This window comes from Pseudoduganella sp. jia 12 (assembly GCF_055502675.1).
Genome location: NZ_JBUXKP010000018.1, coordinates 44,392 through 57,507, shown reverse-complemented (window position 1 = coordinate 57,507; position 13,116 = coordinate 44,392). Strand labels below are relative to the sequence as shown.

11 protein-coding genes are annotated in these 13,116 nt (G+C 67.8%); 8 read left to right on the top strand and 3 right to left on the bottom strand.

Features of this window, described 5'->3' with window-relative positions:
• Positions 1 to 30: 30 nt before the first annotated feature.
• On the bottom strand, positions 31 to 693 hold the full coding sequence (locus ACY65G_RS28570) for a thiol:disulfide interchange protein DsbA/DsbL (RefSeq protein ID WP_465000668.1): 663 nt from the start codon (positions 691 to 693) through the stop codon (positions 31 to 33).
• A 198-nt stretch (positions 694 to 891) separates the two neighbouring features.
• On the opposite strand from ACY65G_RS28570, the gene ACY65G_RS28565 reads away from it, so the two are divergent.
• From ACY65G_RS28565 to ACY65G_RS28555, 3 genes are all read left to right on the top strand, one after another.
• On the top strand, positions 892 to 3,030 hold the full coding sequence (locus tag ACY65G_RS28565) for a M1 family metallopeptidase (RefSeq protein ID WP_465000667.1): 2,139 nt from the start codon (positions 892 to 894) through the stop codon (positions 3,028 to 3,030).
• The gene (locus tag ACY65G_RS28560) at positions 3,027 to 3,890 is read left to right on the top strand and encodes a hypothetical protein (RefSeq protein WP_465000666.1); all 864 of its coding nucleotides are present in this window, start codon (positions 3,027 to 3,029) and stop codon (positions 3,888 to 3,890) included. The genes ACY65G_RS28565 and ACY65G_RS28560 overlap by 4 nt, the downstream gene beginning before the upstream one ends.
• Before the next feature lie 172 nt (positions 3,891 to 4,062).
• On the top strand, positions 4,063 to 4,860 hold the full coding sequence (locus ACY65G_RS28555; protein ID WP_465000665.1) for a DODA-type extradiol aromatic ring-opening family dioxygenase: 798 nt from the start codon (positions 4,063 to 4,065) through the stop codon (positions 4,858 to 4,860).
• Between the two features lie 131 nt (positions 4,861 to 4,991).
• On the opposite strand, the gene ylqF is transcribed toward ACY65G_RS28555, so the two are convergent.
• Positions 4,992 to 5,939: a ribosome biogenesis GTPase YlqF gene (ylqF, locus tag ACY65G_RS28550; RefSeq protein ID WP_465000664.1), complete on the bottom strand. Its 948-nt coding sequence runs from the start codon at positions 5,937 to 5,939 to the stop codon at positions 4,992 to 4,994.
• A 94-nt stretch (positions 5,940 to 6,033) separates the two neighbouring features.
• Between ylqF and ACY65G_RS28545 the strand changes: the two genes are divergently transcribed.
• Positions 6,034 to 6,720 carry a hypothetical protein gene (locus ACY65G_RS28545; RefSeq protein ID WP_465000663.1) on the top strand — a complete coding sequence of 229 codons (687 nt, stop codon included), beginning with the start codon at positions 6,034 to 6,036 and terminating at the stop codon, positions 6,718 to 6,720.
• A gap of 4 nt (positions 6,721 to 6,724) precedes the next feature.
• Here the strand turns inward: ACY65G_RS28545 and ACY65G_RS28540 are convergent, their stop codons facing one another.
• Positions 6,725 to 7,651 (bottom strand): histone deacetylase family protein, encoded by a 927-nt coding sequence (locus tag ACY65G_RS28540; RefSeq protein WP_465000662.1) that lies wholly within the window; start codon positions 7,649 to 7,651, stop codon positions 6,725 to 6,727.
• A gap of 120 nt (positions 7,652 to 7,771) precedes the next feature.
• Between ACY65G_RS28540 and ACY65G_RS28535 the strand changes: the two genes are divergently transcribed.
• From ACY65G_RS28535 to mltB, 4 genes are read left to right on the top strand one after another with little or no spacing between them, the layout of a single operon-like run.
• Positions 7,772 to 8,692, top strand: a complete 921-nt coding sequence (locus ACY65G_RS28535; RefSeq protein WP_465000661.1) for an AAA family ATPase — start codon at positions 7,772 to 7,774, stop codon at positions 8,690 to 8,692.
• Between the two features lie 2 nt (positions 8,693 to 8,694).
• Entirely contained in the window at positions 8,695 to 9,678 is a 984-nt protein-coding gene (locus ACY65G_RS28530; RefSeq protein ID WP_465000660.1) for a DUF58 domain-containing protein, read from the top strand.
• Entirely contained in the window at positions 9,675 to 11,666 is a 1,992-nt protein-coding gene (locus ACY65G_RS28525; protein ID WP_465000659.1) for a transglutaminase TgpA family protein, read from the top strand. The genes ACY65G_RS28530 and ACY65G_RS28525 overlap by 4 nt, the downstream gene beginning before the upstream one ends.
• Complete coding sequence (gene mltB, locus ACY65G_RS28520) at positions 11,663 to 12,817, top strand: lytic murein transglycosylase B (protein ID WP_465000658.1); 1,155 nt, start codon at positions 11,663 to 11,665, stop codon at positions 12,815 to 12,817. Before ACY65G_RS28525 ends, mltB begins: the two co-directional genes overlap by 4 nt.
• The last annotated feature ends 299 nt before the right edge of the window (positions 12,818 to 13,116 follow it).

Below are 13,116 nucleotides of genomic sequence, written 5' to 3'. Positions count from 1 at the left end.
TGGCTGTGACGTGTACGGGGATGAATACGGTTACTTCTTCTCGGCCGCGGCCTTGGCGACGAGCTGGTCCAGCACGGCCATCGTCTGGCGGCCGGCCTGCGTTTCCGAGATGCCCGCGGCGCCGGCGATCGACGGCGAAGTCATGTAGCGGCCATCGACGACGAGCGTGGGCGCCGAGCTGACCTGGTATTTCGCGATCGTGCCTGCCAGTTGCTTCATCTTAGTCTGCACGCTGAAAGAATTAAAGAGCTGTTCATAGCGTGTCTTGTCGATGCCGTTCTTGACGAGGAATTGTTTCATTTCGTCGTCGCTGCGGTAGATGCGCTGGCGCTCGCCGTGGATGGCGCGCAGGATCTTGCTGTGCACGGCCTCGGTCTGGCCCATCGCTTCGAGCGTCAGGTACGCATGCGCCAGTGGATCGGTCGGGCTCTGCGCGAAGTGCAGCCGCTTGAACACGATGCGGTCGCCCTGCTTCTTGACCCACTCTTCCAGCAGCGGATCGAGCGAGTAGCAGTGCGGGCACGTGTACATGAAGAATTCGATGACCTCGACCTTCTTGCCCGGCGCGGTCGCGGGAACCGGCGTGCTCAGGGTCGTGTAACCCGGCCCGGCAGCATGGGACGTGGCGGCAAACGTGGCGGACAACGCCAGCGTGGCGGTGGCGGCAAGCATGAAGCGGCGCATTGGACGCATGTATCTTCCTTCCTGGTTGATTCGCATGGGATTACAAACGCCGCGAGATTACCATTTTTTGCGCCAGTGTAAGTAACGTAGTGTGGGCTCATCGGGCGCTCACTGTGCAATTAAGCTCCGTTTAAGAGGACAAAAGCGTTGCCGGACAGGCATCAGGCTCGCTATAGTCACCGCATCGCCCCCCGCAAAAGGATCAGCATGCGCGTCCTGCATTCCCTCATGGTGGCCGCCGCCGCGGCCGTGGTCGTGCTGGTCCAGCCGGCGCCGCTGGCCCAGGGCATCGCGCCCGCCGCCCGCCAGGACATTCCGTTCGCGCCGCCGCACGCCGCGGCCGTGGCCACGCCCAGTGCCGCGGGCGCATGGGGCGGCCCGCGCACGGGCACCGAGGCAACATTGTCCGACCGGGTGGCGAACTACCGGATCGAGGCGCGGCTCGACCCGGTGCGCCACACGATCGATGGCCGGCAGCAGCTCACCTGGCGCAACCGCAGCGACCGCACCGTGCACAGCGTCTACCTGCACCTGTACCTGAACGCGTTCCGCAACGGCGACAGCACGTTCAACACGGAACTGCGCGCCCAGGGTCTGGCCGACGGCATGGGCGAAGGCGAATGGGGCTACATCGACCTGCGCCATGTGCGCCAGGGGGCCGTGGACGTGCCGTGGACATTCGTGCAACCGGATGGCGGCCCGCCGACCGACCGCACCGTGGTGCGGCTGGATTTGCCCCAGGGCGTGGCGCCCGGCGCCAGCACCACGCTCGACATCGGATTCTTCGACCAGCTGCCGCGCGTGACGGCGCGCACCGGCTACTTCGGCACGTTCCACCTGGTGGCGCAATGGTTCCCGAAGATCGGCGTGCTGGAACTGCCGGGCGAACGCGGTGCCACGGCCGTGCGCTGGAACGTGCACGAGTACCACACCGATTCCGAGTACTACGCGGATTTCGGCCACTATGACGTGAAGCTGACGGTGCCGAAGGGGTACACGGTGGGCGCCACGGGGGCGCTGCAGGGCAAGCCGGTGGAAAGCGGCGGGCACGTGACCCATCACTACGCGCAGGGCGACGTGCACGATTTCGCCTGGACGGCGGACAGCCGCACCGCACCGCCGCTGCGCGCCACGTGGACCGCGCCAGGTTCCGGGCCCGCCGGCAAGCCGGTGGACATCACGGTCCTGTACCCGCCCGACTATGCGTCGAACGCGGCGCCGGTGCTGGAGATGACGAGGAAATCGCTGGACTATTTCGCCGCCAGGCTGGGCCCCTACCCTTACGGCACGCTCACCGTGGTGATCCCGCCGTTCAACGCCGCCCACGCGGGCAGCATGGAATACCCCACGTTCTTCTCCACCGACAGCGTGCGCGATGTGTCGCCCGGCACGCGCGACCGCTACGACCTCGACTTCGTCACCGTGCATGAATTCGCGCACATGTACTTCCACGGCATCCTGGCCAGCAACGAGTTCGAAGAGCCGATGCTCGACGAAGGCGTGAACGAATACTGGAACGTGCGCATGCTGGGCCAGCGCCCCGCTTCGCTGCCGGTGCTGGCGTCGCTGCTTAGTGGCGGCGGCGCTTTCGCGTTCGGCGGTTTCCCCGGCGAGCGCTTCGATGCGCCGCGCGAGGAACCGGCCGACCCCATCGGCGCCAACGCCTATGACCGGCTCGAAGGCGTGGGTCCCGCCTACTCGCGCACGGCCGTGATGCTGCACGACCTGCAGGCGCAGCTGGGCACGGAAACGATGGACCGCGCGTTCAGGGAGTACTATCGGCGCTGGCAATTCCGGCATCCGAGCGCGGCGGACCTGCGGGAAACGATCGCCGAGGTCAGCGGCCAGCGCGCCCTGGTGGAAACCGTGTTCGCCCAGCAGGTGTACGCCACGCGGAAAGTGGACGACCGCATCGCTTCGCTGGCCAGCGAGGCAGTGGCACCGCAGCCGGGCTTCGCGCCGCGCGGCGGCAGGCAGGTGGAAGTGACGCCGGGCATGCTGGCCGCCGAGTCGTCCGCCGCATCGGCGCCGGCACCGAAGTACAGGACCACGGTCGTGGTGCGCCGCCGCGGCGCGGCCGTGCCCCAGGTACTGGTGGTGAAATTCGCCAATGGCGACCGCGAAACCGTGCGGTGGAACGGCGACACGCCCTGGCGGCGTTTCGAGTGGGTGAAGGGTGTGCCGGCCGTGTCGGCCGAGCTGGACCCGGAACGCCGCCACCTGCTCGACACGAACAAGCTCGACGACACGCGCACGGCGCAGGCGGACGACGCCGCCACGCGGCGCTGGACGCTCGATTTCGCGGCCGCGGCGCAGGCCCTGCTCGCGCTGGTGGCGGCGATATGAGCCGCCTGCCCGATGCCGCCCGCGCGGCGCTGCAATGGCGCCTGCTGCTGCTGTGGCTTGCCTGCCTGCTGCTGCCGGCCGTGCTGGCCTCGCTGCCCGTGTGGATGCTGCTGGCGCGCGAACTCGATCACTCCGTGCACGTGGCGGCGCTGGCGCGGTCGCTGGACATGGTGGCGCTTACCGACCTGGCCACGGCGTTCGAACGCGAGCGGGGCACGATGACGGCAACGGGGCTGGGCGCGCTGCTCGTCACGCTGTTGCTGTCGCCCTTTTTGACCGGTGCGGCGATCACGGCCGCACGGGCGCCGCAAGCGCCGCGGCTGCGCGAGCTGCTCGCGGGCGCCGGCGAACAGTACCCGCGCATGGCGCGCATGCTGGCCTGGGCCGTGGTGCCGCTCGGCGCGGCCGCCCTGGCCGGCGGCTGGCTGGCGGACGAGGCGCGGCAGCATGCCGACCGCGCCATCACCTATGACGACACGCTGCCATGGCAGGTCGCCGCGGCCACCGCCGCCGTGGTGCTGGTGCTGCTGGCGAACCTGACGGTGGACGCGGGCCGCGCCATGCTGGCGATCGACCGCCGGCGCACGGGCGCGATCCGGGCGTGGGGTGCTGGGCTGCGCCTGCTGGCGCAACGCCCGGGGGCCGCGCTGCTGGCGTGGCTGGTACCGACCGTGGGAGGCCTGGCGCTGGCGGCGATGCTGGGCTGGTGCCGGATGCACGTGCCGGCCATCGGCCCCGCCGGCACGCTCGGCGCGCTGCTGCTGGCGCAGCTGGTCGTGCTGGTGCTGGCATGGATGCGCATGACGCGGCTGTTCGCACTGGTGGCGCTCGCTCGGAAGCAGGAGCAGAAGCAGGAGTAGATGCAGGAGTAGATGCAGGAGTAGATGCGGCCGGCCCGGCGCGGCGGCATTGAATGGCGCCGGCATCGGCCACCAGGCAGCGAATCCGTCGAACGTCAGTATCGATTTTTTGGCCGTTGCGGCGGCGGGCGGGCCGCCGTATAGTCGTCGCGTTCAAACGATGGAGCGCAGCATGTTGCCCACTTATTTCCTGTCGCATGGCGGCGGCCCGTGGCCGTGGATGAAAACCGAATTCGGCGGCGCTTACGACGCGCTGGATGCGTCGCTGCGCGACATTCCCCGCCAGGTCGGCGGAAAACCAAAGGCCGTGCTGGCGGTGACGGCGCATTGGGAAGGCGGCGACTTCGCGCTGTCGTCCGGCGAACGGCCTGGCATGATCTACGACTATGGCGGCTTCCCGCCGCACACCTACCAGATCCGGTATGGCGCACCGGGATCGCCGGCATTGGCCTCGCGCGCGCAGTCGCTGCTGGCGGATGCCGGCATTGCCGCCGGGCTCGACGGGGAACGCGGTTTCGACCATGGCACCTTCTCGGCGATGTACCCGGTGTTCCCGGAAGCGGACGTGCCGATCGTGCAACTGTCGCTGAAACGCGGGCTCGATCCCCTGGACCACCTGGCGGCGGGCCGCGCGCTGCGGCCGCTGCGCGACGAGGGTGTGCTGATCGTGGGCAGCGGGCTCAGTTACCACAACCTGCGCGCCTTCAACGGTGCCGGCGCCGCCGCGTCGCACCAGTTCGATGGCTGGCTGCGGCAGGCGATGGCATTGCCGCCCAGGGAGCGCACCATCGCGCTGATGAACTGGGACCGCGCCCCGGCCGCCCGCGCCGCCCACCCGCGCGAAGAACACCTGCTGCCGCTGATGGTGGCGCTCGGCGCCGCCGAGGACGATCCGGCCGCCGTCGTTTATCACGAGGATGCGTTCATGGGCGCGCTGGCCGTCAGCAGTTTCAGGTTCGGCAACGGCTGATCCGCCGAGGCCTGGTGTCCGACACTATTTTCCGGGCGAATTTTCCGGAAAATAGTGTCGGACACCGGTTTGCCTGCGAGGTCGCATCCGGCCGTTCCAGGCATGGCGGCCGAACGAGGGCCGCCGGCGAATTACGTTCCCCGCTTGCCCTTCATCCGCTCGGCTTCCTTCTCGGCGGCCTTCGCGGCGGCGGCTTCGGCCTTGATGCGCTCCTTCTCGGCGAACACGGCCAGCGCGGCGGCGCGGGTTTCCGGCGTCTCCAGCGAGATACGCCCGAGGGCGCCGCTGCGGTAGTCCTGCAGCAGCATGTGCGACGCCTTTTCGAAATCCCAGTCGCCGCCGCGGACGCGGAAGCCGCGCCGTTGCGCGATGCCTTCGACGACGGCGATGCCATCCATGCCTTCGAGCTTGAAGCCGTAGCGGGCGGCGAGCAGTTGCGGGTAGCGCGCGAGCAGCTCGGTGGCCAGCCATTCGGCCACCTCTTCCTCGATCAGCGCGTTGGCGCCGATCGCGTGGCTGGCGGCCAGCGCCAGGCCGTCGCTCGGCATTTCGATCTTCGGCCACAGCAGGCCCGGCGTGTCGATGATGGCCGTGTTCATGTCGAGGTAGATCTTCTGCTGCGTCTTCGTCACCGCCGGTTCGTCACCCACCTTGGCCACGCGGCGCTTGAGCAGCGCGTTCATCAGCGTGGACTTGCCCACATTGGGGATCCCCATGATCATCATGCGCAGCGGCTTGGTCGGCACGCCGCGGTGCGGCGCCAGCGCGCGCGCCTTGTCGATCACCTTCGCCACGTCGGACGGCTTCTTGGTCGTCATCGCATAGGCGGTGACCGTGCTGTCCTGCTCGAAGTGGCGGATCCACGCGCTGGTGGCGTCCGGATCGGCCAGGTCGATCTTGTTCAGCACCTTCAGGCATGGCTTCGAACGGAACTTGCGCAGTTCCTCGACCAGCGGATTGGTGCTGGCCTGCGGCAGGCGGGCATCGACGACTTCGATGACGACGTCGACATCCGCCATCTGCTCGGCCGCCTTCTTCTTGGCGGCGTTCATGTGCCCGGGGAACCATTGGATGGCCATGCTGTTACCTTCTGAATGTCTGGAACAATCCGCTATTTTACCGGCACAGGCGCTGCTGTTACCATGTGCGTTTTGCCCGACCGTTGCCTCTTCGATGAAATTCCCGCTTCTTTCCCTTGCCTTCGTGGTGCTTTCGGCAACGGCACAACCCATCGTCGAAGTCAGCAACGTGCGCGACCCGGAGCTGAAGGCCTACGCAACGATGGCCAAGGGCCTGGACGCGTTCGACGCCGCGCGCGGCCATGCGCCGCGGGGTTCGCTGCGCTTCCTGCTGCGTCCCGCCAGCCGCGACGAGAGCCTGGCCGGGCTGGAACTGAAGATCGTCGGCGACGCCGTCAACCTGCCGGTGCGGCTCGATGCCGACGGCGGCTTCACGCTGCCGCGCAACGAGCAGGCGCTGCGCGATGGCGCGGCACTGGTGCTGAACAAGAAAAAGAATGCGTTCCGCTGGCGGCCCGACGTGCGCAGCCCCGGCGTGCCGGCCGATGCGCGCCGGCTGGGCGACCTGCGCGCGCAGTGCGCCGTGCAGTGGGCGATCGAACAGGAAGACCTGGCGCCGCCGGCACGCGCCGCGCTGTCGGCCAGCGGCGGACCGTGCCGCGCGATGACGATGCACATGGGCTTCGACGCGCCGGCGCCGCTGCGCTCGGCCTGGCTGCGCGACGGCGCGCGCCGCGAGCAGATTCCCGTCAACCGCCATTACCGCCGCGTGTTCAACCCGCCGCTGGCGGACCGCTCGTGGAGCGACGACACGCTGGTGGAATTCCAGTTCGCCAACTGACCCGCTAGATCTCGGCCAGCGCCTTGACGTGCGCGACGACGCTGCGTCCCAGCGCCGACAGGTTGTAGCCCCCTTCCAGGCAGCTGACGATGCGGCCCTGCGCGTGGCGCCTGGCAACCTCCATCATCTGTTGCGTCATCCACGCATAATCCGCCTCGACCAGGCCCATGCCGGCGAGATCGTCCTCGCGGTGCGCGTCGAAGCCGGCCGAGATGAAGAGCATCTGCGGCCTGAACGCGTGCAGCGCGGGCAGCCACTGGTCCAGCACCAGCTGGCGCACCACGTCGCCCTTCGTGCCGGCCGGCACCGGCACGTTGACCCGGTTCGGCGTGACGGGCAAGGGCTCCGTGTACGGATACAGCGGGTGCTGGAAGAAGCTGGCCATCAGCACGCGCGGCTCGTTCCTGAACGCCTCTTCCGTGCCGTTGCCATGGTGGACATCGAAGTCGACGATCGCCACCCGTTCCAGGCCCCGCGCGTCGAGCGCGTGGCGTGCCGCGATCGCCACGTTGTTAAACAGGCAAAACCCCATCGGCACCGACGGCCGCGCATGGTGGCCGGGCGGGCGCACGGCGCAGAACGCATTGTCGATGTCGCCATCGATGACGGCATCGGTGGCCGCCACGGCCGCGCCCGCGGCGCGCAGCGCGGCCTGGTAGCTGTGGCGGTTCATCGACGTGTCGCCGTCGATCGGGTAATAGTCGTCGCCTTCGTGCGGCTGGCTCTGCACGATGGCGATCGCGTTCGGCGTGTGGTTGCGTGCGATCGCGTCCAGCGCGGCAAGCGGCGCCTCGCGGTGGTCCAGCAGGTCGTCGATATGGGCGCTGATCAGCTGGTCCGCGATGGCCTGCAGCCGCGCGGGGCATTCTGGGTGCCACTCGCCCATTTCATGGCGCTGGCAATCGGGATGACTATAGATGGCTGTGGTCACGGGTCTCTACCGCTGGTTTTATTGCAGACTCTATGTTGCAGTTTCTGTGCTGCATCATTCTTACTCATCGTAATTCATGCAGGGTAGAATGGTCTGCATCAAGGGCAACTATAACAGACCATGTATACGAAATTGCACGCCGTCGCGCACCAGGTGGGCAGCCTCATCGTCGGCAAGGACCTGCAGATCCGGCAGTCGCTGGCGTGCCTGCTGGCAAACGGCCACCTGCTGCTGGAAGACGTGCCAGGTGTCGGCAAGACCACGCTGTCGCATGCGCTGGCACTGTCGCTCGGCCTGCAGTTCAACCGCGTGCAATTCACCAGCGACCTGCTGCCGGCCGACGTGGCCGGCATTTCCGTCTACGAGCGCGAAAAGAACGGTTTTGCTTTCCACCCCGGCCCCATCTTCACGCAGGTGCTGCTGGCGGACGAAATCAACCGCGCCACGCCCAAGACGCAGTCGGGCCTGCTGGAAGCGATGGAAGAGCGCCAGGTCACGGCCGACGGCGTCACGCGCGCGCTGCCCGAACCTTTCTTCGTGATCGCCACGCAGAATCCCACGCACCAGATCGGTACCTTCCCGCTGCCGGAATCGCAGCTGGACCGCTTCCTGATGTGCATCACGCTGGGCTACCCCGATCCGGCCGCGGAGCGCGCGCTGCTGATGGGGGAAGACCGCCGCAGCATGCTCAAGTCGCTCGGCGCGGCGATGACGCCGGCCGAACTGGCCACGGCGCAGCGCGGCCTGCGCGCGATCCACACGTCGGCCGCGCTGATCGACTACGTGCATGCGCTGGTGCTCGCGTCGCGCAGCAACGGTTCGTTTGCCGAAGGCCTGAGCCCGCGGGCCGCGCTGGCGCTGGTGCAGGCGGCGCGCGCGTGGGCGGCGCTGGAAGGCCGCGACCACGTGGTTCCCGAGGATGTGCAGGCGGTGCTGATACCCGTGTGCGCGCACCGGCTGCGGCCCATGAAGTCGAGCCAGGGCGTGGCGCTGGCCAGCCGCGAACTGGTACTGCAGCTGCAGAAATCGGTGCCGGTCTAGCGATGCTCGAAGCGTTCTGGCGCCGCGTATTCCGCTTCGAACGCCGCAAGGCGCGCGATGGCGACGTGATGCTGACGCTGCGCCGCGTGTATATCCTGCCGGCCCGTGCCGGCCTCGCCTTCGCCGTGCTGCTCGTGCTGATGCTGATCGGCGCCACCAACTACACGCTGGGCCTGGGTTTCGCGCTGACTTTCCTGGCCGGCGCATGCGCGGTGGCCGACATGGTACTCACCGTGAAGAACCTGGCCGGCCTGCGCCTCGCCGGCGGCCGCGCCGCGCCGGTATTCGCGGGCGACACGGCGCAGTTCGGGGTCCACGTGCATAACGCCGGCAATACCGACCGCTACGCGATCCGCCTGCGCTTCGGCACCGCGCAGGAGGGAGCCCCGGAACACGCGGCCGACGTGCCGGCGCGCGGCAGCGCCACCGTGGCCCTCGCCATCGCGGCGCCCGAGCGGGGCTGGCTGCGCGCGCCGCGCATCCACCTGGAAACGCGCTTTCCGCTCGGCCTGTTCCGCGCCTGGAGCTGGTGGCAGCCGGACCTGCGCGTGCTGGTCTATCCGTACCCGGAAACGCCGGCCCAGCCGCTGCCCGTGCGCGGCGCCGCCAGCGAGGAAGGCCATGGCGAAGTGGGCCTGGACAATTTCGCCGGCATCCGCAGCTACCAGCCTGGCGACCCGCTGCGCCACCTGGCATGGCGGCAGATCGCCCGCCTGGCGCCGGAAGACGGCGGCCAGCTCGTCACCAAGCATTTCGAGGGCGGCGCCGTGGCCGAACTGGCGCTCGATTTCGCGCAGCTGCCGCCGCACATGGACGTGGAGGCGAGGCTGGCGCGCATGACGCGCTGGGTGCTGGAAGCGGAGCAGCGCGCGCTGCCGTACTCGTTCCGCCTCGGCCACCATCACTATGCGGCCGGCCTGGGCGACGCGCACCGCGCCGCCTGCCTGCAGGCGCTGGCCCTGTACGGCCGGGAGCCGCTGCCATGAAGGCCCTATCCTCCCTCGCGCGCGACAAGCAGGACACGCTGCTGCTCGTGGCCGCGGCGCTGCTGGTGCTCGCGCCGCATTTCATGCACATGCCATGGTGGATTATCGGCACCGTGTGCGTCACGCTGCTGTGGCGCGTGCTGCTCACGCTGCGCGGCCGGCGCCTGCCGCCCATCTGGCTGCTGCTGCCGATCGCGCTGATCGCCATGGGCGGCGTGTTCCAGTCCTACGGCACGCTGCTGGGGCGCGATCCCGGCGTGGCGATGCTGGCGCTGCTGCTGGCGTTCAAGCTGCTGGAGATGCATGCGAAGCGCGACCTGTACGTGGTGCTGTTCCTCAGCTTCTTCCTGATGCTGACGGGTTTCTTCTATTCGCAGGGCATCCTGGCCGGGGTGGCGATGGCCGCCACCCTCGTCGCGCTGCTGACCGTGCAGATCACCTACCAGTACACGGGCAGCGTGCCGCCGCTCGGGCGGCGCCTGCGCCTTGCCGCGAAGATGTTCGCGCTGGCCGCGCCGCTGGCGACCGCGCTGTTCGTGCTGTTCCCCCGCTTCGAGGGGCCGCTGTGGGGCATGCCGGGCGACGCGCACGGCCCGCGCAGCGGCATCTCGGACACGATGGCGCCCGGCACGATGACGGACCTGGCCCTGTCGGAAGAGGTGGCGTTCCGCGTGCGCTTCGATGGCGCGCCACCGGCGCAGAACCGGCTGTACTGGCGCGGCGTGGTGCTCAGCCACTACGATGGGCGCACGTGGACCCGCATCGGCGGCCGCCTGTACCGCCGCGACGGCGATGCGATGACCCTGCGCGTGAACGGCACGCCGGCGCCCTACGAGGTGACGCTGGAACCGAGCGAGCGGCGCTGGCTGTTCACGCTGGAACTGACGCCGCCGGCGCTCGAAGTGCCGGGTGAGCGGGTCGGCGAATCCGACGAACTGGAAAGCTTCACGGTGCGCCCCATGCACCGGCGCGTGCGCTACCGGGCGGCCGCCTATGCCGACTATGCGGTGCAGCCGGAACTCGATCCCGCACTCACGGGCAAGTGGCTGCAGCTGCCGGCCGGCGTCAATCCGAAAACGCGCGAACTGGCACGCACGCTGCGCGGCGACGGCGCGGACGTCGATGCCGCGCGCGTGGTCGCGGAAACCTTGCTGCTGCTGCGCATGAAGCAGTTCGTCTACACGCTGCAGCCGCCGCTGCTGGGGCGCGATGCCGTCGATGAATTCCTGTTCGTCACCCGCCAGGGCTTTTGCGAGCACTATGCCGGCGCGTTCGTGTTCCTGATGCGGGCGGCCGGCATCCCCGCCCGCGTGGTCACGGGCTACCAGGGCGGCGAGCTGAACCCGGTGGACGGCTACATGACCGTGCGGCAGTCCGATGCGCATGCGTGGGCCGAAGTGTGGATGAAGGGCCATGGCTGGCTGCGCGTCGATCCGACGGCCGCCGTGGCGCCGGAGCGGGTGCGCCTCGGCCTTGGCGGCGCACTGCCTCGCGAGGCGCCATTCGGGATCGCCGCTTTCCGTGGCGACAAGGATTCGTGGCTGGCGCGCCTCCGTTTCCACATCAATGCGGGGAATAATGCCTGGAATCAATGGGTGTTGGATTACAATCCGGAACGGCAGCGAAATTTCCTGTCGGTACTATCCGAGTGGGCCACCGACTGGCGCACCCTCGCCGTCCTGCCCGCGGTGCTGGTGCTGGGCTGGCTGTGGCGCCTGCTTCGTGCGCGGCGCGGGCGCGATCCCGTGCAGACTGCGTGGGAACGGTTCGAGCTGCTGCTGGCGCGCCATGGCATCCGGCGCGCACCCGACGAAGGGCCGCACAGCCTCGGACCCCGGGTGGCGGCACTGGCGCTGGCGGACGAGAAAAAGGCCGCGATGGCCGAATTCCTGCAACTGTATGCGGCGTTGCGTTACCGCGCGCTCGATGACGATGAACGACACCGGTCGGTCCGCCGGCTGGTCAAACTGCTGAGCTTGTCACGATGAAACCCAAGACCCTGTTCTCCCTGCTGCTGGCGGCAACCGTTGCCGCCACGAGTCTCCTGCCGGCGGAACTGCTGGCCGCACCGAGCGACACCACGCAAGCCGCCAAGGCAAAAAAAGCCAAGGCGGCAAGGAAAGCAAAGAAGAAACCCGTCAAGAAGGCCGTGCCGGCACCGGCCAGCGATTACTACACCGGCGAGTTCGTCAATTTCGGCCAGTGGAAGGAAGTGCAGGCCTTCATGGACGAGATGGTGGCGAAGCACGGCTTCACACGCCCGGAGCTGGAAGCACTGCTGGGCAACGTGCGCTTCCTGGATTCGGTAGTGCAGCTGGTGAAGCCGGCCCCGCCGGGCAAGCCGAAGAACTGGACCGTGTACAGCAGCCGGTTCATCGAACCGATCCGCATTGCCGCCGGCGTGCGCTTCTGGAACGAACACGCCGACACGCTGGCGCGCGCCGAGGCGCTGTACGGCGTGCCGGCCGAGATCCTGGCGGGCGTGATCGGCGTGGAAACCATCTACGGTCGCGACACGGGGCGTTTCCGCGTGGTCGACACACTGACCACGCTGGCCTTCGCCTACCCGGTGGCACCGAACCGCGAAGCGAGAATGGCTTTCTTCCGCAGCGAACTGGAAGCCACGCTGCTGTACGCGCGGCAGACCGGCATCGATCCCCTGTCGCTGCAGGGCTCGTTCGCGGGCGCCGTGGGCCTGCCCCAGTTCATGCCCAGCAATATCCTGAAATACGCGGTGGATTTCGACGGCGACGGCCACGTCGACTTGCGCACTTCTCCCGCCGATGCGATCGGCAGCGTGGCGTCGTTCCTTGTGGGGCACGGCTGGAAGCGCGACCAGCCGGGCCCGATCGTGTTTCCGGCCACCGTGTCGCCGGCACGCGAGTGGGAGCGTTTCGCCGATGGCAGCCTGGAGGCGAAATTCTCGCCGGAAGACTTGACGGGGGCGGGAATCGTCCCTACATCGACCTTACCACCCGGCATGCTCTATGGCTTGGTGGATCTACAAAACGGCTCGGAGCCGACGGAATACTGGATAGCGTCCAATAATTTCTACACGATCACGCAGTACAACCGCAGCTATTTCTATGCGATGTCGGTCGTGGAACTGGGCCGCGCCGTGCGCATGGCGCGCCCCTGAGCGATCGTGGACGGGTACGACAGCGGTGTAAAGTTGGGTAATGCGGCTTGATCAGCTCGTTGCCCGAATGTAACGTATCCCGAATATGCCGCTGTACACTGTTGCTTTGATGGCAGCATTGATGATAAGTTTTATATTATGCTTAAAATTGTACGATTGACAAAGCCGCGCCTGCTGATTGGCTTTTAACTAGCACACGAACTACGGTAGAATTCTCACCAATTGTTGCAATGCGACAACGGCGTCATGAATTAGTAATATTTTTTTATTGCTCATGGGTATGAGAATGCCGAATGTTG

Coding starts and splice junctions, on each gene's coding strand:
- ACY65G_RS28570 (WP_465000668.1), bottom strand. CDS start 693: ATGCGTCCAATGCGCCGCTTCATGCTTGCCGCCACCGCCACGCTGGCG.
- ACY65G_RS28565 (WP_465000667.1), top strand. CDS start 892: ATGCGCGTCCTGCATTCCCTCATGGTGGCCGCCGCCGCGGCCGTGGTC.
- ACY65G_RS28560 (WP_465000666.1), top strand. CDS start 3,027: ATGAGCCGCCTGCCCGATGCCGCCCGCGCGGCGCTGCAATGGCGCCTG.
- ACY65G_RS28555 (WP_465000665.1), top strand. CDS start 4,063: ATGTTGCCCACTTATTTCCTGTCGCATGGCGGCGGCCCGTGGCCGTGG.
- ylqF (WP_465000664.1), bottom strand. CDS start 5,939: ATGGCCATCCAATGGTTCCCCGGGCACATGAACGCCGCCAAGAAGAAG.
- ACY65G_RS28545 (WP_465000663.1), top strand. CDS start 6,034: ATGAAATTCCCGCTTCTTTCCCTTGCCTTCGTGGTGCTTTCGGCAACG.
- ACY65G_RS28535 (WP_465000661.1), top strand. CDS start 7,772: ATGTATACGAAATTGCACGCCGTCGCGCACCAGGTGGGCAGCCTCATC.
- ACY65G_RS28530 (WP_465000660.1), top strand. CDS start 8,695: ATGCTCGAAGCGTTCTGGCGCCGCGTATTCCGCTTCGAACGCCGCAAG.
- ACY65G_RS28525 (WP_465000659.1), top strand. CDS start 9,675: ATGAAGGCCCTATCCTCCCTCGCGCGCGACAAGCAGGACACGCTGCTG.
- mltB (WP_465000658.1), top strand. CDS start 11,663: ATGAAACCCAAGACCCTGTTCTCCCTGCTGCTGGCGGCAACCGTTGCC.